The organism is Dyadobacter flavalbus (assembly GCF_006149045.1).
Classification (GTDB): domain Bacteria; phylum Bacteroidota; class Bacteroidia; order Cytophagales; family Spirosomataceae; genus Dyadobacter; species Dyadobacter flavalbus.
This window is the reverse complement of record NZ_VBSN01000076.1, coordinates 187770-211166: the sequence shown is the minus strand read 5'-3', so window position 1 is coordinate 211166 and position 23397 is coordinate 187770. Positions and strand designations below refer to the sequence as shown.

General features: G+C 46.2%; 12 protein-coding genes. 6 read left to right on the top strand and 6 right to left on the bottom strand.

Features of this window, described 5'->3' with window-relative positions:
* Nucleotides 1–245: 245 nt before the first annotated feature.
* The gene (locus FEM33_RS26110; protein WP_139014905.1) at nucleotides 246–2027 is read left to right on the top strand and encodes an ABC transporter ATP-binding protein; all 1782 of its coding nucleotides are present in this window, start codon (nucleotides 246–248) and stop codon (nucleotides 2025–2027) included.
* Between the two features lie 58 nt (nucleotides 2028–2085).
* Here the strand turns inward: FEM33_RS26110 and FEM33_RS26105 are convergent, their stop codons facing one another.
* The gene (locus FEM33_RS26105) at nucleotides 2086–2853 is read right to left on the bottom strand and encodes an XRE family transcriptional regulator (protein WP_139014904.1); all 768 of its coding nucleotides are present in this window, start codon (nucleotides 2851–2853) and stop codon (nucleotides 2086–2088) included.
* Between the two features lie 140 nt (nucleotides 2854–2993).
* On the opposite strand from FEM33_RS26105, the gene dinB reads away from it, so the two are divergent.
* The 4 genes from dinB to FEM33_RS26085 all read left to right on the top strand — a co-directional run bounded on the left by dinB (nucleotide 2994) and on the right by FEM33_RS26085 (nucleotide 11080).
* Nucleotides 2994–4223, top strand: a complete 1230-nt coding sequence (gene dinB / locus FEM33_RS26100; RefSeq protein ID WP_139014903.1) for a DNA polymerase IV — start codon at nucleotides 2994–2996, stop codon at nucleotides 4221–4223.
* Nucleotides 4224–4364: 141 nt separating this feature from the next.
* Nucleotides 4365–7334 carry a DNA polymerase III subunit alpha gene (locus FEM33_RS26095; protein WP_139014902.1) on the top strand — a complete coding sequence of 990 codons (2970 nt, stop codon included), beginning with the start codon at nucleotides 4365–4367 and terminating at the stop codon, nucleotides 7332–7334.
* Nucleotides 7335–7456: 122 nt separating this feature from the next.
* The gene (locus FEM33_RS26090; RefSeq protein WP_139014901.1) at nucleotides 7457–8179 is read left to right on the top strand and encodes a lipocalin-like domain-containing protein; all 723 of its coding nucleotides are present in this window, start codon (nucleotides 7457–7459) and stop codon (nucleotides 8177–8179) included.
* A 90-nt stretch (nucleotides 8180–8269) separates the two neighbouring features.
* A complete protein-coding gene (locus FEM33_RS26085) occupies nucleotides 8270–11080 on the top strand; it encodes a M16 family metallopeptidase (protein ID WP_139014900.1) in 2811 nt (936 codons plus the stop codon).
* 1 nt (nucleotide 11081) lies between these two features.
* On the opposite strand, the gene FEM33_RS26080 is transcribed toward FEM33_RS26085, so the two are convergent.
* From FEM33_RS26080 to FEM33_RS26070, 3 genes are all read right to left on the bottom strand, one after another.
* On the bottom strand, nucleotides 11082–11324 hold the full coding sequence (locus FEM33_RS26080) for a DUF3820 family protein (RefSeq protein ID WP_139014899.1): 243 nt from the start codon (nucleotides 11322–11324) through the stop codon (nucleotides 11082–11084).
* Nucleotides 11325–11331: 7 nt separating this feature from the next.
* Nucleotides 11332–12813, bottom strand: a complete 1482-nt coding sequence (locus tag FEM33_RS26075) for a nicotinate phosphoribosyltransferase (RefSeq protein WP_139014898.1) — start codon at nucleotides 12811–12813, stop codon at nucleotides 11332–11334.
* Between the two features lie 155 nt (nucleotides 12814–12968).
* A complete protein-coding gene (locus FEM33_RS26070) occupies nucleotides 12969–14453 on the bottom strand; it encodes a glycine--tRNA ligase (RefSeq protein WP_139014897.1) in 1485 nt (494 codons plus the stop codon).
* Between the two features lie 384 nt (nucleotides 14454–14837).
* On the opposite strand from FEM33_RS26070, the gene FEM33_RS26065 reads away from it, so the two are divergent.
* Nucleotides 14838–17246 carry an ABC transporter permease gene (locus FEM33_RS26065; RefSeq protein WP_139014896.1) on the top strand — a complete coding sequence of 803 codons (2409 nt, stop codon included), beginning with the start codon at nucleotides 14838–14840 and terminating at the stop codon, nucleotides 17244–17246.
* Nucleotides 17247–17274: 28 nt separating this feature from the next.
* On the opposite strand, the gene FEM33_RS26060 is transcribed toward FEM33_RS26065, so the two are convergent.
* Nucleotides 17275–18519 (bottom strand): MFS transporter, encoded by a 1245-nt coding sequence (locus FEM33_RS26060; protein ID WP_139014895.1) that lies wholly within the window; start codon nucleotides 18517–18519, stop codon nucleotides 17275–17277.
* Between the two features lie 133 nt (nucleotides 18520–18652).
* Entirely contained in the window at nucleotides 18653–22828 is a 4176-nt protein-coding gene (locus tag FEM33_RS26055; RefSeq protein WP_139014894.1) for a CheR family methyltransferase, read from the bottom strand.
* Nucleotides 22829–23397: the final 569 nt, after the last annotated feature.

Sequence of the window (23397 nt, the reverse complement as noted above, 5' to 3'; positions counted from 1 at the left end):
AAGCCGGAATACTAATTGGGATAAAAGGTACAGTAAATCAAAGAACGTTTCTGCATGTAAAGCAAGGCTGTCAATTTAATATACCCCGCATTTCTGATTTAAAATTGACCGCAAAATTAGACTATTTTGTTTAGAATTGAAAAAATGAAATCATGCCTTTTAAATTTGCAACGTTTTAAATAGATAGGATGTTGGTTAATAATATGCCCAAAAGCAGCATCAGCCATTTAAAGTTTTATATCTAAGTGAAAGCATTAAAGTACCTCAACCAGTACTTGTGGAAGTACAAATGGTACCTGATTCTCGGAACCGTTTTTACGATTATTTCTAACCTTTTCGGAATCCTTCCGGCTCAGCTTGTGCGCTATGCGCTGGACCTTGTGATTGAAACCCTGAATATTTATTACCTTTTCGACGGTGCTTCGCTGCAAAGTGAAATGTATGATATTTTCGCTTTCAGCATTCTGCTCTACGGTCTGCTGATCCTTGTTATGGCGCTGCTGAAAGGCATATTCCTGTTTCTTGTAAGGCAGACGATCATCGTCATGTCCAGGCATATCGAGTTTGATCTTAAAAATGATATCTACAGCCATTACCAGACTTTGCCCGCAAGCTTTTTCCGCCGCCACAATACCGGCGACCTGATGGCGCGCATTTCGGAAGATGTGAGCAACGTCCGGATTTATCTCGGGCCGGCGCTGATGTACGGCATCAACCTGATCGTTCTTTTCTTTCTGGTGATTTCCTACATGCTGACCGTCAGCAGCAAGCTAACATTGTATGTACTGTTGCCGCTTCCTGTGCTTTCCGTGAGCGTTTACATTGTGAACAGCATGATCATGAAGCGCTCTCAGGCCATTCAGAAGCAGCTTTCGGGATTATCGACTTATGTTCAGGAAGCATTTTCAGGAATAAGGGTGATCAAATCGTTTGTGCAGGAAAATCATTCGTTCGGTAATTTTCAGAAAGAGGCAGAAGATTTCAAGAACAAATCGCTGAGCCTTACCAAAGTGGACGCTTTTTTCTATCCGATTATTCTGCTGCTGATCGGACTGAGCAATATTCTGATCATTTATGTGGGCGGGCAGGAAATTATCAACGGAAACCTGACGCCGGGAAACATTACCGAATTTATTCTTTATGTAAACATGCTCACCTGGCCGGTGATGGCATTAGGCTGGACAACAAGCCAGATCCAGCGCGCTGCTACTTCCCAAGCGCGCATCAATGAATTCCTGGATGAAAAAACCACGCTTGTTTCCGAAAAGAACGTAATTAAAGACCTTGACGGAGCCATTTCGTTCCGCAACGTCGGCTTTGTTTATCCTGATTCCGGAATCCAGGCACTGGAAAACTTTGATCTGGAAGTGAAACAGGGCGAAACGGTCGCCATTCTGGGAACGACGGGTTCAGGAAAAAGTACTCTGGCGCATTTGCTCTGCCGGTTGTACGATCCTACCGAAGGTGAAATCCTGATCGACGACATTCCGATGAAGGACTACGACGTGCATGCTTACCGCCGGCAGATCGGCTATGTTCCGCAGGACGTGTTCCTGTTTTCAGACTCCATTGAAAACAATGTCCGCTTCGGTACGCTCGACATGCCTTTTGAACGGATTGAACAGGCTGTAAAAGACGCAGATCTTTACAACAACATTATTGATTTTCCGGAAGGTTACAAAACAACACTTGGAGAAAGAGGCATTACGCTTTCGGGCGGACAAAAACAGCGGCTTTCCATTGCAAGGGCCATTGCGCGCGATCCGAAAATCCTGGTTCTCGACGATTGCCTTTCTGCCGTGGATACCAATACGGAAAATATCATCCTCAACAATCTTAAGCGGATCATGGATCAGCGGACTTCCGTGATTATTTCACACCGGGTATCTTCTGCAAAGCTGGCTGACCGGATTGTGGTGCTGGACGATGGGAAAATTGTGGAGCAGGGAACGCATAACGAGCTTATGACGCATAACGGAGCTTACAAGGAACTTTACGAAAAGCAGTTACTGGCAGAAGAAGTATAACGCCCCGTTTGCCAGTAACCCTTTTTGTCTGCAGAAAATCCGGTTACCGGATTTTCTGCTATCTGGCTTTCGCAAGCTTTTTCATTTCTTCTTTCAGCTCTTTCATTTCCTGATGCAGGTTTTGCAGGCTTATTTGCTGTACATCCGCTTCCAGGTCAAAAGTAAGCTTGCTGTTCACCAGCCATATTTCCCTGATTTCGCTGCGGTCAAGGCGAATAGCACCGTATTCCGGATTCATTGAAATGAGGTTGATGAACGTGCCCTGATTTTCTTTCTGCACCCTTTTCACCAGAATACTGTCCACCGTCACGACAACGTACATCTGTTTGTTGTTGAGATTTTCCCAGTCATCCACCGCTTTTCCGACGATCCACTCGCCGGAATGCAGCACAGGCGACATACTGTCGCCATCCACCTGAAAGCCTCTGAAAGTGGCATTGCGGTACTCGGGGAGCGGAATACTGAACGCGGGCAGCGTTTCAAACCACTGCGCATCGCCGATATTATTGGGATACCCGGCTGCGGCCTTTGCGCTTACCATTACAATATTCTCTTTTCCCGAGCTGTCCACGGTAACTACTTTGGGGCTCATCAGAATCTTTTCGGCATAGAGGTATTTCTGCTTGCTGTCGCCAAAAAGCCATAGCGGATTGATATGGTATTTTCTTAAAAGCTCTTTGACAACATGGCCGGGTATGCGTGTCCGGCCTCTTTCAATATCAGCCGTAGTTGCATTGATTCCCAGCTCTTCGGCAAAGGCCGACTGCGTCAGATTCAACTCTTCCCTTATTTGCTTAAAGCGCCTGAACTCTTCGTCAATTAGCATATTCAGCTTATGAAATCCGTAATCCTTTAATTTCTTAATACATTCAAATATACAAAAAAATTGGAATATTTCCTTTCATATTTTGGACAACATCCATATATTTGGAAATATTCCATAAACTTGTAAAAATTCCAAACTCAATGGACCGAACAATATTACACATGGATCTCGATACATTTTTTGTATCTGTAGAAAGGAAGTACGACAACCGGCTTAAAAACCGGCCTGTGCTTGTAGGAGGAATCGGAGACCGCGGCGTTGTGGCCGCATGCAGCTATGAAACACGCCCGTACGGCGTACATTCCGGCATGCCCATGAAAATGGCAAAAGCACTTTGCCCGGAGGCTACGGTCATCAAAGGCGATGCCGGCGCTTACTCCAAAGAATCCAAAATCGTAACAGAAATCATCCGGGAAGGCGTACCGTTGTTCGAAAAAGCGAGTATTGATGAATTTTATGCCGATTTGTCGGGCATGGACAAGTTTTTCGGGTGCTATGAAATTGCAACGCAGCTCGGAAACCGGATCAGGCGGGAAAGCGGGCTTCCCATTTCCTTCGGTCTTTCTACCAATAAAATCGTTTCCAAAGTAGCCACCGGCGTGGCAAAGCCCGACAATCAGCGGAAAGTGGAAGCCGGAGAAGAAAAGCCGTTCCTTGCGCCCATGCTCATCAAGAAAATACCGATGGTGGGTGAAAAGACAAACCAGATCCTTTACAATCTCGGGATCAAATATGTAAAAACAGTTCAGCAGATGCCTATGGAAGTCATGGGAAGGGTTCTGGGCAAAAACGGCATCGTGCTCTGGAACCGCGCCAACGGCATCGACGACACGCCCATCGTACCGTTCCACGAACGCAAGTCCATTTCCAACGAACGCACTTTCGGGAAAGATACCGGCGACGTCCGCCGCATGCGTGAAATGATCCGCGCCATGGCCGAAAACCTGGCGTTCCAGCTCCGCAACGGCAACAAACTGACTTCCTGCGTTTCCGTAAAAATCCGTTATTCCGATTTCAACACCTTTTCAAGACAGATTAAAATCCCTTATACTTCCGCCGATCATTTGCTGATCCCGCAAGTCGAGAAACTGTTTGACCAGCTTTTTAACCGGCGCATGATGGTGCGGCTTGTAGGCGTTACGTTCAGCGATCTGGTGACCGGAAATTATCAGATCAACATGTTCGATGACTGCGAGGAACGGCTCAACCTTTATCAGGCCATGGATTATATCCGGAACAAATACGGAACAGACGAACGCGGCAATGCGATCCTGAGCTGGGGCACAACGCTGGGCATACCCAATATTGCCAGCATGGGAAACCCGTTCAACGGCGAACCGCCCGTTATTCCTGCGCACCGGAATCAGTGAACACGCAATTCCTGCATTTTACAAGTTGTATCATCCGGCAAGCGGCATGTTTCATTATCAAACCAGATACCTTAAAGTAATTCCCTATCGATCATTTTTTGCCAACGTTAAAAGTAAGTACCCCGTATTTTTCCCACTAACATGCTACTCAACTGCCACTCTTATTTCAGCCTTCGTTTCGGAATGATCCCGGAAGAAGAATTGCTTCGCATGAGCAGAGAAAACGGTTACGGCTGTATTGCTCTTACAGACATCAACAATACGTCCGGCTGCCTGAGCTTCATCCGCATGGCGCCTAGATACAACATCAAACCCATAGTCGGCATTGATTTCCGGAACGGCATACGGCAGCAATTCGTGGGACTTGCCAGGAACAATGCGGGATTTCAGGAACTGAATGCTTATTTGTCAGAACATCTGCATTTTAAAAAGGACTTTCCGGATCAGGCGCCGCGGCTGGGAAATGCCGTGTTCATCTATCCGTTTGAAAAGCTGCTCAAACTGAAAAAGCAAAAAATGCTTCCCAATGAATACATCGGCGTTTCCATCAAGGATCTTGATAAAATAAGGATTTCACCATTAAAAAAATATACAGACAAATTTGTCGTAATGCAGCCGCTGAGCTTCCGTAATAAACGCGACTTCAATGCACACCGTTTGCTGAGGGCCATTGATGAAAATTCGATGCTCGGTAAAGTTTTACCCTCCGAATTCGCAGATGTATCGGAGCAGATCATGCCGTGGAAAGTGCTGGAATATCATTTTACGCACAACGACTTTGACAAGATCCTTTACAACACGGCAAAGCTGATGGAAGAATGCGAGATCCATTTCAGCTTTGGGGACAGCCGTGAAAACCAGAACCTGAAAGTATTCGGGAAAAGTGAAAAAGATGATTTCCAGCGACTCAGCACGTTAAGTTATCAGGCGCTTGGTTACCGGTATCAGGACGAAATTACGGACCAGATTTTTGACAGGATCGCCAAGGAACTGGAAATGATCCAAAAACAGAATTTTGTGCCTTTCTTTCTGGTCAATCACGATATTGTCAGCTATGCCCGGCGCAAGGGTTATTATTACGTCGGACGCGGCAGCGGTGCCAACAGCATTGTAGCGTATCTGCTGAATATCACCAATGTGGACCCGATTGAGCTGGACCTGTACTTTGAACGCTTCATTAACCTGCACCGGAAAAATCCGCCGGATTTTGACATTGATTTTTCATGGAAAGACCGCGAGGATGTCACCAAGTACATATTTGATACATACGGAAAAGACGGCCGGGCCGCTTTGCTGGCTACGTACAACACCTTTCAGCACAGTGCTGCCGTACGGGAACTCGGAAAAGTGTTCGGACTGCCGGCTCATGAAATCGATCTGCTCAGCGAAGGAAAATTTGACCCGAAAAAGCTGGATCAGTTTTCTACGCTTGTGATCCGGTATGCAAAGTATTTTCAGGAAAATAACCAGCCTAATCATCTGAGCATCCATGCCGGCGGAATCCTGATTTCGGAGAAGCCGATTAACTACTTTTCTGCTACAAACCTGCCGCCGAAAGGCTTTCCCACCACGCAGTTTGACATGCTCATTGCAGAAGATGTCGGGCTCAACAAATATGACATTCTCGGACAAAGAGGTTTGGCCAAAATAAAGGAAACCATTGAAATCATTCGCTATAACCGCCCGGAAGCGCCGGAATTCGATATTGATGATGTAAAAAAATTCAAGTCCGACCCGAAGATCAATGCTATGATCAAAGCGGCACAATGCATTGGCTGTTTTTATATCGAATCGCCTGCCATGCGCATGCTCTTGCGGAAACTGGAAGTGAACAGTTATCTGGGTCTGGTGGCTGCAAGTTCCATTATCCGTCCGGGTGTTGCCAAAAGCGGCATGATGCGTGAATATATACTGCGCCACCGCATTCCTGAAAAAAGGAAAGAAGCACATCCGATCCTGCTGGAACTGATGAAAGATACCTATGGCGTGATGGTTTATCAGGAAGATGTGATTAAAGTGGCGCATTACTTTGCCGGTCTGGATCTGGGCGAAGCGGATATTCTGCGCCGAGGCATGAGCGGAAAGTTTCGCGGGCGCGATGAATTTGAACGTGTCAGGAAAAAGTTTTTCAAAAACTGCAAAGCAAAAGGCTACCCGGAGGATCTTGCCAAGGATATCTGGATGCAGATTTCCAGCTTTGCCAGTTTTGCATTTGCCAAAGGACATTCCGCTTCCTATGCCGTGGAAAGTTATCAGACACTTTTTCTGAAAGCATATTATCCGCTGGAATACATGGTGGCCGTGCTGAATAACGGCGGCGGTTTTTATGCAACCGAACTGTATGTGCACGAAGCGCGCATGCTGGGCGCAAATGTGCTGGCGCCCTGCGTAAACCACAGCCATGCACAAACCGTCATCGAAGGCAACGACATTTACATCGGCATGCAGTTCCTGAACGGAATCGAAGAAAAAACCATATCCAATATCATTCAGGCAAGAGAAGCGGAAGGGGAATTTACGTCGCTGAACAATTTCCTGGACCGTGTGCCGGTTTCTATTGAACAATTAACGATCCTGATCCGTATCGAAGCATTCCGGTTTACGGGCATCAACAAGAAAACACTGCTCTGGAAAGCGCATTTTCAGCTTGCCAAAAGTCCTGCCAAAGTGCCGCAGAAACGATTGTTCCATTCTGAAATAAAAGATTACAAACTGCCGTCGTTCCATTCCACGCCGCTCGACGATGCTTATGACCAGATTGAACTGCTCGGTTTCCCGCTCTGCAGTCCTTTTAACCTGCTGAAAAATGCGTTGCCCAAAAGCATCATGGCCGAAGACCTGGATCTGCATATTGATGAAGAAGTTACGTTGTACGGCTATATGGTTGCTGTTAAAAACACGCGTACATCAAAAGGAGAAACCATGCAGTTCGGAACATTTCTGGATCAGAAAGGGCACTTTATCGATACCGTTCATTTTCCTGAAATAGCCGCCAGATCCAATTTTTCGGTAAAAGGCATTTACCGCATCTGCGGAACTGTCGTGGAGGAATTCGGATTTCTGAGCATTGAAGTCACTGAAATTTCCCGCATGGATTCTGCGACGCGGTAAAACAGAATTGATCAAAAAAACATTTCTTAACCGTTTTAAAATACTTTTTCATTAACAATCCGTTTTTAGTTGATTAAAAAATGATCACTTTAGAAGCGCCTCAACCAAACGAATAACAGCTAATGAAAAAGTACATTCCTGTTTTAATTGTCCTCTTTTGTATTTTACAAGCCTGCAATAAGGAATCCGGCTCCATATCGGGCAACTGGGTAACCGAAATGCCGGGCCAGCCGCAGCACAAATACGGTTTCAGCCTGAAAGATGACGGCAACGCTTCATCCATAAACATGAAAAACCTCAATTATGAAAAGTGGGAAAAACAAGGCGACCTGCTGATTCTCAAAGGAAGCAATCCAGAAAATAAACAGTCTTCCGGCATTACAGAAACACTCAAGATCGTTTCCGTTGCCGACAGCACTTTGATCCTGGAAAAACCGGATGGCAAAAGAATAAAGTATGTGAGGACGGCCGAAGTGGAAAAGGTTGTGAATAATTTCGAGATCTACGAATGTTTTGCTTACATCAACAAAAAAGACTCGGCATTCATGCACCTCAACGTTGCCGACAGCATTGTGACCGGCGATCTGGTCTACATATTTTTTGAAAAAGACAAAAACCAGGGAAAAATCATCGGAAAAATGCGTGGAGATACGCTTGTGGCCAAATATCATTTCATATCCGAAGGCGTGTTGTCCACACGCGACGTTATTTTCCTGAAAAACAGCAGTACATGGACGGAAGGTTTTGGTGAAACAGAAGAAAAAGCGGGATTAACGGCCTTTAAAGACCGGACAAAAATCAGTTTCAAAAAAGGATTGCCGTTTAAAGGCGTTCCGTGCAAGTAGCGGCCGGCGATTCATTTACCGCTGAACAACCGCAATCTTTGAACCTCTATTTCGTTCCTCGTGCATCCTATTCATATTAAAATCAGAAAAATGAAAAAGGCTGTTGTAGCTTTATATATTGCCGTATCCGGAATTTGTACGGTTCCATTTGCCTCTGCGCAGGATTTGTCAGCCAGGAAAATTCCGCTTGACCCGAACGTTAAAACCGGAAAGCTGAAAAACGGGATTACTTATTATATCCGGAAAAACGCCGAGCCCAAAAACCGTGCGGAACTCCGCCTTGCCGTAAAAGCCGGATCGGTGCTGGAAACGGATCAGCAGCAGGGACTTGCCCATTTTATGGAGCATATGAACTTCAACGGCACCACGAATTTTCCAAAAAATGAACTGGTCAATTTCCTTCAGAAAACAGGCGTCCGTTTTGGTGCGGATCTGAATGCATATACCGGATTTGATGAAACGGTATACATGCTCCCGATCCCGACGGACTCCGCAGGATTGCTGGAAAAAGGCATTCAGGTATTGGAAGACTGGGCGCATGGCGCATTGCTGGATTCTGCCGAAATAGAAAAAGAAAGAGGCGTTGTGCTGGAAGAATCCCGCATGGGCCGCGGCGCGCAGCAAAGAATGCGAGATCAGTTCCTGAAAGTGATCCTCAACAATTCCCGTTATGCAGAGCGTCTGCCGATCGGGAAGGACAGCATTCTGAAGGTTTTCAAACCGCAGGCCATCCGATCGTTTTACAAAGACTGGTACCGTCCGGATCTGATGGCGGTGATTGCAGTCGGAGATTTTGATGTGGCCAAAACAGAAGCGATCATCATTCAGAAATTCAGCTCCATTCCGGCGCCCGTTAACCCTAAAAAACGAATTAAATATGACATTCCGCTGGACGGAACCACGAAAGTAGCCATCGTAACCGATCCGGAATATCCGCAGAACCTGATCCAGCTCATTTACAAACAGCCGAACAAAAAAGACAAATCGCTGAAAGATGTGCGTGACAACTTTGCGCAGGAATTATATAATGCCATGATGGGGCAGCGCATTCAGGAACTTACGCAAACGGCGAAGCCGCCGTTTCTGTACGGAGGAAGCCAGTACGGCGATTTTCTGGGGAATCTGGATTCGTATACTTCCATTGCGCTGGCCAAGGATGCACCGTCCATGAAAACGGCGCTGACGGCGTTGCTGGAAGAAAATGCAAGGGTTCAGAAATTCGGTTTTACGCAGCCTGAACTCGACCGTGCAAAGAAAGATTTCCTGAACGCAATAGAACAGTATTACAAGGAAAAAGACAAAACAAAGTCTTCGAGCCATGTTCAGGAATATCTGAACCATTTTTTGCTGGACAAACCTTACATGGGCGCCGACGCCTATTTTGAATTTGTGAAAAAATACCTTGGCGGCGTTACGCTGGCGGAAGTCAATGCGCTTGCAAAAAAATACATTACGGATAAAAACCGTGCGGTTGTCGTCATGGGCCCGGAAAAAAGCAAGGATGAACTGCCGACCGAGGCAGAAATAAGAACGCTTCTGGCTACTGCCGGGAAAAACGTTACGGCGTACGTGGATGAGGCTGTGGATTCGCCGCTGCTCAGCTCCGAGCCGAAAGCCGGCAAAGTCACCAGTGAAAAAACGTTGCCTGAACTGGACGTTACGGAACTTAAATTATCAAACGGCGTCAAAGTGCTGCTCAAACCAACGGATTTCAAGAATGACGAAATCCTGATCAAAGCCACGGCAAAGGGCGGCTATTCGCTTTTCCCGAATGAACGTGAAACCGGAATTTTTGCCAGTTATCTTGTGGAATCGGGCGGCGTCGGGCCGTATAACCAGACGCAGCTGCAGAAGTTTATGGCCGGAAAAACTGCCAGCGTCGGGCCGTACATCAGCGAACTTACCGAAGGCATTGCCGGAAATACAAACCCGAAAGATCTGGAAACGGCTTTGCAGCTGATTTACGCCTATTTTACCGCTCCGCGAAAGGATACGGCTGTCGTAAGCGGAATCCTGGCCAATCAAAAAGCATATCTTGAAAATATGCAGAAAACACTGACGCCTGAAAAAGTCTTTTCCGATTCGCTGAACGCCATACTGACAAGCCATAATCCCAAACGCCGGCCGCTGAAACCGGAAAGTATCGATAAAGTCAGCCTGAACCGTGCGCTGGAAATTTACAAAGACCGCTTTTCAGATGCTTCCGATTTTGTGTTCACGATTGTAGGCGCTTTCAAAACAGATGAGATCAAGCCTTTGCTGGAAAAATACATCGGCGCACTTCCTTCTACGGAACGTGACGACAACTTTAATCATCCGAATATTTTCCCGCCAAAAGGCCGTATTGAAAAGACGGTTTACAAAGGCCTGGAACCAAAAAGCCGCGTTACGCTGATTTCCAGCGGTGAATTTGAATACAGTCCTGAGAACAACATTCAGATCGAGGCATTGCAGGAAGTATTACAGATCAAGCTCATTGAGGCGCTGCGCGAAGAAGAAAGCGGCGTTTACGGCGTAAGCGTTTCCGAAGGAACGGATAAATTCCCGACCGGACATTACCGTTTCAGCATCAGCTTCGGCTGTGCGCCGGAAAATGTGGAAAAACTGGTTAAGCGTACGCAGGAAGAAATTGACAAGATCAAGCAGAACGGCGCGGATAAAAAAGACATTGAAAAATTTGTTGCAGAAACAAGGCGCAAACTGGAAACTGCATTGAAAACAAACAGTTTCTGGCTGGATTATCTGGACGACAACACGTATCTGGGCGACGACCTGAACGAAATTCTTCAGGAGGAAAAACTGCTTGGTTCCATTACCGAAGCCAGCACAAAAGCTGCGGCACAGCAATACTTCAAGGATGCGGATTTCATTAAAGCAGTGCTGATGCCGGAAAGCAAATAGTTTATGATTTTGAATGCAGCTTTTTAAGTCCTTTCAACAGATGTTCCAGTCCGTTCAGGCGAATTTCATAAAGGGTACTCAGCATCATGCCGAGCTTGCCGGAAGGAAATCCCTGACGCTGGAACCACTCGAGATAAGTTATGGGCAGCTCGGTAAGCAGACAATCCTTGTATTTACCAAAAGGCATTTTGTAGACAATCAGTTCTTTCAGAAGTTCAGAGTCGGGTGATAAAATTTCTTGCATAGTTGTTTCAGTTTTGATTTGCAGCTTCGCTGTCTGCACGTAATTTAAGGATTAAATCCGTCTTTAAATCAAACAATGATTTTTCCAGCCCGACCGGATACGTATGCGGATTGACAAACCTTTTGGTTCCTTCATGGAAACTGGCAAGCTGGGATTTTACACGTTCGCGTGCTTCATGGATTGACGGTAAAGTATAAACCAGATGCCCTTTGGCAAACACAGGAACCAGCAGATCTTCATAATGCATCGTTTCGGAAAATGAGCGGTTCCGTGTAAAATCGTAAGGATCAATCATCGTTGACTTTCCGATCAGAGCCGTTTCTGTATTGAAAATCATATCCGAAATAAAACCTTTTGAATCCCTGAACCTGCGCACCTGCTGAATGCCCGGCGTGGAAACTTTGATGGCCTGTTCGGATAATTTCAGTTTGTAATCCCACTCGCCATTCTGGTTTTTGATAGCGGCAAGCTTGAAAACGCCGCCCAGCGCAGGCTGATCATAAGCCGTAACCAGCTTGGTACCAACGCCCCAGATGCCGATGCGTGCGCCTTGTCTTTTAAGGCTGTCCATAATATGTTCGTCCAGATCGTTGCTGGCCACAATGCCGGTTTTTTCAAATCCGGCCTCATCCAGCAATTTTCTGGCTTCAATGCTGAGGTAAGCAAGGTCGCCGGAATCCAGCCGGATGCCGCCGAGTTCATAACCGCGTTCGCGAAGCTGATGCCCGACTTTAATCGCATTCCTGACGCCCTGAAGCGAATCGTACGTATCTACAAGCAACGTTACATTGTTGGGCATGTGTTCGGCGTAGGTTTCAAAGGATTCCAGTTCGCTGTCAAACGACATGACCCAGCTGTGCGCATGCGTTCCTTTGACGGGAATGTCGTAAAGTTTTCCCGCCAGCACATTGGAAGTGGCATCAAATCCGCCGATGTATGCAGCGCGGCTGGCCGTAACGCCGCCGTCGGGACCTTGTGCGCGCCGCAAGCCAAATTCCAGCAAGGCATCGTTTTTGGCAACAAGGCGCATGCGCGCTGCTTTTGTAGCAATCAAAGACTGAAAATTGATCAGGTTCAGCAAAGGCGTTTCCAGCAGCTGGCATTGCAGGATCGGGCCCTGAACTCTCAGCAGCGGCTCATTGGGAAAAACAACGGTTCCTTCCGGAATGGCATCAATACTGCATTGGAATTCCATGGATTCCAGATAAGTCAGAAAGCCCGGCTCGAACAGCTTTTTTCCGTCGCTGCCCGTCAGCGAACCGATATATTCCAGGTCTTCTTTCTCAAATTTGTATTCATTCAGATAATCAATCACGCTGTTTAATCCGCATGTAATTGTAAATCCGCCCTGGAAAGGATGTTTTCTGAAGTAGAGGTTAAACACCGCTTCCTGCTCCGCCTTGCCTGCTTTCCAGTAGCCATAAGCCATCGTGAGCTGATACAAATCGGTGAGCAGGCTCAGTGAAGTGCCGTATAGTTTGTTGATCATTTTTCTGTTTACTGTTTATACCAAAGGGCTATTTAAAAAAAATTCCTGATCATTTACAATCAGGAATTTCACACTTCCGAAAAATTTAATCGCTAAAAATCTGATTATGAACTGTTCAGATCATCTATCATTTCATAAAAAACCTCTTACGAAAATCAGATCGCTTCCAGGATTCTTTCAATGGCAACCTGATAACCGATCTTTTCTTTCAGCTCGCTGATGGCCACACGTTCCTGTTCCATGGTATCGCGGTGACGGATTGTAACGGTGTCGTCTTCCATCGTCTGATAATCCACGGCAATGCAGAACGGCGTTCCGATCAGATCCTGACGCGTATAGCGTTTTCCAATGGCCGCGCCGTCGTCATAAGTCGTGCGGAATGACGATTTCAGCGAATTGGCAATAGCCTGCGCTTTTTCAGCAAGTCCGTCTTTCTTCACCAGCGGAAGCACAGCTACTTTGAACGGAGCCAGAGCCGGATGCAGCTTCAGATACGTACGTTCTTTCAGACTCTCGCCCTCGCCTACTGTTTCGACGGTATATGCATTGCAGAAAGCAGCCAGAAAAAGCCGGTCTGCGCCTACGGAAGTTTCAACGACGTAAGGAATGTAATTGCCGTAAGGCTTGCCGTTTTCATCGAGGTCCGCATCAAAATACTGCTGCTTCTTTTTGGAAAGTTCCTGATGATTTCTCAGGTCAAAATCGGTTCTGGAATGGATTCCTTCAATTTCGCGGAAGCCGAACGGGAACTCATATTCAATATCCACGGCTGCATTGGCATAATGCGCCAGTTTTTCGTGATCGTGGAATTTGAGCTTTTCTGCGGGCAGACCAACGGCTTTATGGAATTTCATCCGGGCTTCTTTCCATTTTTCATACCATTCCATTTCTGTGCCGGGGCGTATGAAAAACTGCATTTCCATTTGTTCGAACTCCCGCATACGGAACGTAAACTGACGCGCCACGATCTCGTTCCGGAATGCTTTTCCGATCTGTGCGATCCCGAAAGGAATTTTCATTCTTCCGCTTTTCTGCACGTTCAGGAAATTCACAAAAATGCCCTGCGCTGTTTCCGGACGCAGGTATATAAGACTTGAATCTTCGGCTACGGAGCCAACCTGCGTGCTGAACATGAGGTTGAACTGACGGACTTCCGTCCAGTTGGTCGTGCCGGAAATCGGACATTTGATGTTTTCGGAAATGATCAGTTCGCGAACGCCTGCGAGATCTTCGGCGCTCAGCAGCCGTCCCATTTCGGCAAGCAATGCCTTTGCTTTTTCAGGCTGGCCTTCCGCTTCATACTGTTCGGCTTTTCCTTCCAGTAGCTGGTCCGCACGGTACCTTTTCTTAGAATCCTTGTTGTCGATCATCGGATCATTGAAACCATCCACATGGCCGGAAGCCTTCCAGGTCAGAGGATGCATGAAAATAGCCGCGTCAATCCCGACAATGTTGTCGTGAAGCTGCGTCATTGCTTTCCACCACGCCGCTTTCAGGTTGTTTTTCAGTTCAACACCATTTTGCCCGTAATCGTAAACGGCTTGCAATCCATCATATATTTCAGAAGAAGGGAATACAAAGCCATATTCTTTGGCATGCCCAACAATGTCTTGTAAAGAAGTAGCAGGTGCTTGATTCATTCTGTTTGTTTAAAATCTATTGAAAAAAGACTGTAAATCCATTAAAATCATGAATTTGGCAAAAATAGGAATTTTGACGGCATGGAACGTTGATATGCTTAAATTTTGCCTGTGGGGATTGAAATTCATGCTCAATGATCCGGATTAATTTGCTGCTGGTCTGAAGCAAATCTGCACGGAACGGGTACGGGCGCCCTTGGACGCATGAACGTATGTCTTCACACGTTTGGCACCAAACCATTCAACCTCAGACTTCCTGCTGTCCAGCAACAATCCGGCATGTGTAGTAAAAGGTTAAAAATAGTTAAACCACGATCCGCTGTATTTTCTGAAAGCACATTTGGCCTAGCTTTGTCTTACTCACCTAAATGATCTCAGTTACACATGCTTAAAAACTATTTCAAAATTGCCTGGCGGAATATTCTCAAACGCAAGTTCTACTCGTTTGTCACCATTTTCGGCCTGTCGGTCGGAATGACATTCAGCTTTCTTATCATGAGCTACATATGGGGCGAACTGAAAGTGAACCGGGATTTAAGGAATACCGAAAACCAGTACATTATCCGCAGCAAATGGAAAAACCCCGATATGGGGATTGACATAGCTACCCTTGGGCCTCTTGGCAAAACGCTTAAAGAAGAATATCCGGACCTGGTCGCCAATTACTATCGCTATGATGCCATTACCGTGGCCGTTTCCAAAGGCGACAAACATTTTCGCGAGGATGTACAGACAGGCGATTCCACGCTGCTTTCCATGTACGGCTTTCCGCTTGTTGATGGCAATGCAGGCGCCGCGCTGAGCAAGCCTAATTCCATTGTTATTACAGAAGACAAAGCATTGAAATACTTTGGAAAAACCAATGCCGTGGGTGAAACCCTTACACTGCATAACTTCGTAGGCGGAAAACAGGAATATGAAGTTTCGGCCGTCCTGAAAACGCTTTCCAATAATTCAGTAAGCCATCTGTTACAAAATCAGGCAGAGCTGTTCATACCGCTCAGCAGCCTGGAAGGAAGGAAAGGCTCGGAAAACAACTGGCAAAATCCGTTCATAATCACGTATGTAGAACTCCGCGATGGCGTTACAAAGGAAAAACTGAAAAAACCGGTTGCACAAATTCTGGCGACGCATGCTCCTGAAAATATAAAAACCGATCTGCAGGTTTATTTAACTTCCCTGACGGATTATTACCGCGAAGCCAATGACGGTTTGGTCAGAAAAATGATCCTGACGCTTTCCGGCGTTACTGCGTTTATTATGCTGATGGCCATTGTCAATTTTGTCAATATTTCTATCGGGAAATCTTCTTCAAGGTTAAAAGAAATCGGTGTACGCAAAGTATTGGGAAGCCTTAAACGGCAGCTTGTCGGCCAGTTTCTTGCTGAATCCATCTTGCTTGCATTTTGTTCCGTAATCCTGTCAGTCGCATGCTATGAAGCATTCCGGACACTATTTGGAAACCTGTTGGGGAAACCGCTGGATTCATTGATCCATTTGTTTCCTTATTCCATTTTCATACCGGTTGCAAGTGCTTTGCTCGTCGGCTCGCTGGCTGGTATCTACCCGGCTTTTGTGCTTTCCGGCGTTCCTTCGCTTGATTCCATGAAAGGCAAGCTGAAATCGATGAAAGAAAATATGCTGTTCCGAAGGCTGCTTGTTGCTTCGCAGTTTGTAACGGCGCTGTTTGTTTTTGCCTGCGCCGCCGTTGTATCGCAGCAGGTAAATTTCTTTTTCAGCAAAGATCTTGGTTACAATAAAGAATCACTGGTTTCCCTGGCTGTTCCCCGCGACTGGACACCGGAAGGTCTGGCCAGAATGGAATCGGTCAGGAATGAATTTTCACGACTTAAGGAAGTAAAGCAGGTCAGTTTGTCCTATGAAATCCCGAACGGCAACAACGGCGGACATTACGGCATTTACAAAATTGGCCAGGACTCCACGGAAGCCATTCATACGCAGTTCCTTGCAACGGATGAAAAATACGCCGATACGTACAGTTTAAAAATGGTCTCGGGAAAGTACTTTCAATCCGGTCAGGGCGAATCTTTTTATACCGACAAAATCATTATAAACGAAGCTGTGCTGAAAGCATTAGGGTATAAAAGTGCTGAAGAAGCAGTGGGCCGCCAGATCAGGGTACATTATTTTCCAAGGCCGCTGTCGATCGAAGGCGTCATTCATAATTTTCATTTTGAATCCATGCACAAGGCCATCAAGCCGCTGGCCATTATTCACGTGCGCGAAAGCGGCGCTTACAGGTACCTTACTTTCAGGCTGAACCCTTCAGATTTAAGCGAATCGATGGCTGCTATTGAACAAAAATGGCGGGAACTCATGCCCGATGCGCCGTTTGAATACACTTTCATGGACGATACGCTTCAGAAACTTTATCAATCGGAAGTTCAGCTGAAAAAAGCGTCGCAGCTTGCTACAATACTTTCGGTGGTCATTGTTCTGCTCGGCGTTCTGGGAATGGTTTCACTGAACGTTGCCCGCCGTACAAGAGAAGTCGGGATACGCAAGGTTCTGGGCGCTTCGGGAATCAGTATTATCTTGCTGTTTCTGAGGGAATTCCTGCTTGTACTGCTGTTCGCTGCCGCTGTATCTTTTCCGCTGGTTTACATCACCATGAGCAAATGGCTTCAGAATTATGCTTACCGTATTGAAATCGGCTTTTCCACATTTGCATGGGCCGGACTTTTCTTCGGGACAATCATCAGCATCATCGTTTGCATGCAGACGTATAAAGCTGCTTTAATGAACCCTGTAAAGTCCCTGAAAACGGATTAGAAAACCGGATAAATATCTGGCAAACGCTTTAACTCAGCCTTACCGAAAACAGATCTTTGGAATTCAGGTAAATCCATGAAACGACAACAATCGTGACGATGCCGCCGATCATTACGGAAGGAACCGTTCCAAAAGCCTTGGCCATGGCGCCGGATTCAAAAGCACCCAGCTCATTGGAAGAACTCACAAACATGCCGTTCACTGCCGCAACCCGCCCGCGCATTTCATCCGGCGGATAAATCTGAAGGATGGTTTGCCGTACAATTACACTTACACTATCGAAAACACCGGTGGCAAAAAGCGCCGCGCAGGACAGCAGGAAGTTGGTTGAAAGAGCAAAAACAATCGTGAATACGCCAAATCCGGCAACCGCAATCAGCATGTTCCGCCAGGCATTGTGCGTGGGCGGAAAGTACGCCATGGCAAACATCGTAAGCAGCGAGCCGATGGAAGGAGCAGCCCGGAGCAGTCCCAGTCCTTCGGGCCCTACTTTCAGAATGTCCTCTGCAAATACCGGCAAAATGGCTACTACGCCGCCAAACAGTACAGAAAACAGATCGAGCGAAATGGCGTAAAGTACAATCCTGGTCCGGAACACAAAACGAAATCCTTCTTTAAGACTTTCGAGGATCGGCTGGGATATTTTTGCCAGTTCAGGCCGCGTTTTGATCATGCCCAGCAATATCCAGCAAACAACGAAATTGGCAATAACCAGCAGGAGCGTATTGGTAAGCCCCATGTAAGCATACAAGAAACCGGCAATGGCCGGCCCGGTTATGGAACCTGCCTGCCAGAATGAACTGCTCCATGTGGAGGAATTATGATAAATTGCCCTCGGCACCAGAAACGGTTTCAGTGAACTGGAGGCGGGAGAATAAAATCCTTTTGCAAAGCCTATCAAAGCAAAAACCGAATAAATAACAATCAGATGCTGCGACTGCGACAGCATATTGTAAATTCCGGGCTGAAAAGCGGTGTATAAAATCACCGAACCCAGCAGAATAACCACCAGACTGATGTGCATGATCGTTATTTTATTCTTCTGATCGGCAATGTAACCTCCGAAAAGCGAAGTAATGATAAACGGAATAACCTCGGCAAGCCCGATCAATCCCAGGGCAAGCGGGTCATGAGTCATTTTATATAGTTCATACGCGACAATTACTTCCTGAATAAGAATACTTGCCGAAAACAGAAAAGTATTGGAAATATAAAACCGGAAATCAGAATAGCGGAGCGCTGCGTATGGATCTTGTGAAGTTACTGTTTTCAACTTATTAATTGTGGTGTTCTCCGGAGTAACAAGTTTGACAATGATTTATGTTCTGCTTTTTCGGGAAAACCATACAGTTTATTGATAAAATCAATTTAGTTATTTAAAGAATCCCATTTGCCTGATAAACTGCTTACATGCTTATAGGCAGAATCTCGGAATCAGGAAAATAGTACGAAGCAGGAAATGAAACCCTGAACATCGTTCCTTTTCCAGGATCGCTTTCAATGTATAAATTGGCATGAAGCATGGCAATGAGTTTCTTGACAATGAAAAGGCCGATGCCTTCTCCGCCCGATTCCTGTGAAGCTTTCGGTTCCCGGATGTTATCACTTTCAATATGAACAGCAGATTCTGTAAGCTTGCTGATCAGTTCATCCGTTATGCCCGGCCCGGTGTCCTGTACCATCAAAAACCAGCGCTTTTCTTCCGGATTTTCTTCAGTTCCCCAGCTTATTCTTACTTCGCCCTTGCTTGTGTATTTGATTGCATTTAAAATCAGGTTCTGTGCTATACGCCGGACTTTGACTATGTCGCCGTCAATTTTCATACTTTGAGGACCAGAATACGGCAACGCCAATTTCTTTTGCTGTGCCATTACAAACGAAGTTTCGCATAATTCGGTAAACAGCTCGGAAACATCAAAGGAAGCAATCTGCAGTTCCTCCTGCCCTGATTCCAGCCGTGAATAATCCAGCAGCTGATTAATCATGTAAGTCACCTGTTTCAGGCTTCGCTGCAGCATATCGAGTGTTTTGTTACGGTCTTCTTCCACATCCATCATGTTCAGCAGGCTGGCGGCACCTACAATAATGCCGAAGCTTCCTCTCAGATCGTGTGAAGTGGAACGAAGGAATTCTCCGCGGTCGCGCACATACTGACGCATGCTTTCGAGTGCAGCCAGCGTTTGCCCCGCTCCTTCCAGCTGCTGGATCAGTTCATACTGTTTCTTTTCCGACTCCTTTATAGCCGTAATGTTGAGCTGCGTAACAACGACCCCGGAATCGTGTTTGGTAATGGAAATACCGAGCCATTTGCCGTTTTCCTGCAGTTTTTCTTCATAATGGCTGGTTGCAGTCAATGCAACATGCTTCATTTTGTCCAGTTCAAAGGCAGAATAAAGTTCAGACGCCATTTTGTGCTCGGTGCTGTTGCTTAATTCAGGGAAATACTTCCGGAACTTGTGATTATAAATCAGAAGCTTGAAATCTTCAACTTCATTCGAATCATTGAAAATCATTTTGAAAAATCCGATGGATGCAGGCGAACTGTCCAGCACGGCCTGAAGACTTTCCGCAGTTTCTGTCAGTTTGTAATTGGCATTCTCAAGCTCGATGTTCATATGCTGAAGTTCCCGCGTGCGCTGGTCTACATGCCGGTTGAGTTCCTGCGTCATCGTTTTCTGCAGATGAACTTCCACGCAGTTCCCGATGTAGCCGGTGAATACATTGTTACTGTCAAACATCGGCTTGGCATTTTCCAGCATCCAGCGGTAAGCGCCGTCGGCACGCAGCAGGCGGTATTCAAAATTCAGGGGCTTGCGCGCCAGGAAAGCCTGCGAATAACGGGCAAGGTAATTTTCCTGATCTTCGGGATGAATGTGCCTGATGATATCCATTTCCGACTGATTGCCGGTAAATTCCTGCCATGCTTTATTCAAAAAGCTGATTTCGCCGCTGGATTTTGAAACCCAGATCAGCGTCGGAGCATCGTTGATCAGGTTTACAAACCACGTTTGCCGTTCCTGCAAAAGTTTCTGTGCCCTGCGGTGCTCGGTAATATCTTCCATAACGAGCAGAATAGCCTGCTGACGCTGATGCTGCACCACTTTGCGCGCATGCAGCAGCATGATTTTTTCACCGATTCCTTCAAAAGAAAGGCTAACCTCAAAAGAAGTAATGATGGCATCGTTGACAATGACATTCGAAAGCATTTGCCGCAGCACCGGAATATCCCATTGCCTCTGGCCCAGCTCGTAAAGCATCATTCCGCGGATGTTCGGCTCCAGAATCCGGAAAATTTTATGAAATGCCTTGTTGGCGACTTTAATGCGCAGGTTTTTGTCGAGCACCAGCGTAGCTTCGTGAATGGTATTCAGAATGGCTTCCGAGTAACCATAAGCCTCGGTAAGCTGATCGTTCCGGACCTGAAGTTCCTGATTGATCGTCAGCAACTCTTCGTTCGTGGATTCTATTTCTTCCTTGCTGGTTTCCAGTTCTTCATTGATACTCTGGAGTTCCTCATTGCTGCTGACGATTTCCTCGTTTGCCGACTGCAGCTCTTCGTTTGTGGCCTCGTGCTCTTCAATAATCGAATGCATGTCTTCCCTTAGCGCGGCAAGCTGTTCTTCCAGTTCCTTGATACGATGGTTACCGGCATCCGAGTAAGGCAGCGATGCAGATTTTTCAGGGATTATTTCCTGAAAGAGAACCAGACAAAGCAGCTGATCTGCGGGGCCTTTTACAGGAACGGCTTCGATTTTCACATAATGTGTCTGGCCGTTCACCTGAATTTCCAGTCCCGACCGGGAAACGGGCAAGCCTGTTTTCCGTGCTTTATGAACCAGATTCCGCAGTTCCAGAACCAGTACGGGCCTTGCCATCCGGGCCAGATTGAAACTTGGTTTTCCCGGCGAAGGCTCAAGAAAAAGCCCTGTGGAACCGCGCAGTTGTATAATTTCCAGATCCTGATCCACAACGACGCTCGCCGGAACATACCGGGTCAGCAGCAGGTCGTCAATGATTTGTTCAAGATCGATTGTGGTTACGGGTGAGTTACCCGATACTGGCCTTTTTTGTGGCATTTGGGGTAGTTTAGCTTCATTTGTATAAGAACCGACATCATAAAGGATTTTAGTGGAATAACCGTTTCGTCGTGTAAAAACCTTATGATTTTTGTCTGCCTGAATGAAAAGGGAAGCAACACTGCTTGCTCCTTCCGATTTCCCCAGCAGCAAATGCCCTTCCGGGTTCAGCGCATAATGAAAGCTTTTTAAAGCCTGCTGCTGTAACTGATTGTCAAAGTAAATCAGAACATTGCGGCAGCTTACCAGATCAAGCCTTGAAAAGGGAGGATCTTTCAGCAGGTTATGCGGCGCAAATACGCAAAGGTCACGAACTGCTTTGTTAATCCGGTAAGTACCGTCCACTTTTATAAAAAAACGTTCAAGCCGCTCTTCCGAAATGTCCTGTACTTCGCTTGCTGAATAAATGCCCAGCCTTGCCTTTGTAATAGCTGCTTCGCTGAGGTCACTTGCAAAAATATGAATGTTTGCCGGTCGTGTCCCGATTACTTCCAGGAAGATAATCGCCAGCGAATAAGCTTCCTGGCCGGTAGAGCATCCTGCAACCCATATCCTGATCGCCTCGCCCGGATTCTTGCTTTCAATGATTTTGGGAATCAGCTCGTTCTTCAGATACGCCATTGTATCTGGGTCCCGGAAAAAGTTGGTCACATTGATCAGCAGGTCGCCGTAAAGCAGGTTAGCTTCCGAAGCATGAAGTTTCAGATACTGAAGATAACTGGCAAAGGTTTCCAGCTTGAAAAGCAGCATGCGCCTGATAATCCGTCTTCTGATCGTTGTGATCTTATAATTTTCAAAATCTACTCCGAGTGATTTTTTAAGGTATCTGAGAATTAGTACAAGGTCTTTATCAACGGCATCCTGCTGCTCCTCATTGAATTTAAATGATCTGAAAATGGCCGAATTCTTGCTTAACCTTAGTAATTCTGTGGCGATTTCCTTTGGAGAAAGGATCAGGTCCACAACTTCCTCGGAAATTGCAGATATCGGCATACTCTGGAATCTGGCGCTTTCGTCCTGTACAATCGTGATGCCGCCGGCCGCCTTTATAGACTTCAGGCCGAGTGTGCCGTCGCTTCCGATCCCGGAAAGCACAATGCCGATAATACCGTCCTGCTGATGTTCAGATAAAGATATAAAAAAGCTGTCAACCGGCATGTTTGCTTCCTGCGGCAGGCTGCTGTTAACCCGTACGAATTTCCCGTCAACTGCTTCCAGCCCGGAATCCGGATAAACGATATAGAAATGGTCCGCCAGGATCCTGAGCCCTTCGGCAGCTTTGAGCACAGGCATGGACGTAAGTGTATCCAGCGTGGCTTCGAGCCGGGTTTCACCTTCCTGAAAAGTATGCTGTACATAAATATATGCAAGTCCGGTCGTTGTGGAAAGCAGTTCCAGAATCTGCGTCAGCGCTTCCAGTGCTCCTGTCGAACCGCCGATGACAACAATAGAACCAGGTATTTGGCCGGATTGTTTTTTTTTAAGCTTGTTTTTATTCTCTGACATTGTTTACTAACTAAAACTTAAAAATCAACAGCAGCATATGTGCATTGCCAAAAGGAAAGGACTATTTAAAAGTAGAAGAAATCGGAATGAAATTAAAATTTATGGCTTTACTTACAAATAATTTTAAAGCCTCTTCTTTCTGAATTGATGCAAACTGCAAGTTTTATAGCTTCTGATTTGTAGAATAATTACCTTGACCGCAGCACCTTTGTTGTTCGTACGCTATGCTGAAATACTTGTTATTCCATAAAGTTAGTTCAAACCGGGATTTCCTGTATACATTCTGGAAATATAAAAGAACATTTCACTTAAAATGTCCTGCACTGCAACGATGTTTGCTACACGACGATAAATACCAGCGTTTACATTTACCGGAAATCATTATTTGTACCAAAAACAGACGGTTGTTCCAGGCTGCATGACTGCCGGCGACTGTATTTTTACGCGGATAACCGGCTGAACGGCATGCGTGGAAAAGGCTGAAAACTGCTTTTGGTACAAGAAAATAACCTCGTCCGATACCGTACACATTTGTACGATTCCGAACGATCACAACTCCGCTCCAAAAG

Bases quoted from the DNA above. Each gene is read 5' to 3' on its own strand.
- FEM33_RS26105 (WP_139014904.1), bottom strand. From the start codon at position 2,853: ATGCTAATTGACGAAGAGTTCAGGCGCTTTAAGCAAATAAGGGAAGAG.
- dinB (WP_139014903.1), top strand. From the start codon at position 2,994: ATGGACCGAACAATATTACACATGGATCTCGATACATTTTTTGTATCT.
- FEM33_RS26095 (WP_139014902.1), top strand. From the start codon at position 4,365: ATGCTACTCAACTGCCACTCTTATTTCAGCCTTCGTTTCGGAATGATC.
- FEM33_RS26090 (WP_139014901.1), top strand. From the start codon at position 7,457: ATGAAAAAGTACATTCCTGTTTTAATTGTCCTCTTTTGTATTTTACAA.
- FEM33_RS26085 (WP_139014900.1), top strand. From the start codon at position 8,270: ATGAAAAAGGCTGTTGTAGCTTTATATATTGCCGTATCCGGAATTTGT.
- FEM33_RS26080 (WP_139014899.1), bottom strand. From the start codon at position 11,324: ATGCAAGAAATTTTATCACCCGACTCTGAACTTCTGAAAGAACTGATT.
- FEM33_RS26075 (WP_139014898.1), bottom strand. From the start codon at position 12,813: ATGATCAACAAACTATACGGCACTTCACTGAGCCTGCTCACCGATTTG.
- FEM33_RS26070 (WP_139014897.1), bottom strand. From the start codon at position 14,453: ATGAATCAAGCACCTGCTACTTCTTTACAAGACATTGTTGGGCATGCC.
- FEM33_RS26065 (WP_139014896.1), top strand. From the start codon at position 14,838: ATGCTTAAAAACTATTTCAAAATTGCCTGGCGGAATATTCTCAAACGC.
- FEM33_RS26055 (WP_139014894.1), bottom strand. From the start codon at position 22,828: ATGTCAGAGAATAAAAACAAGCTTAAAAAAAAACAATCCGGCCAAATA.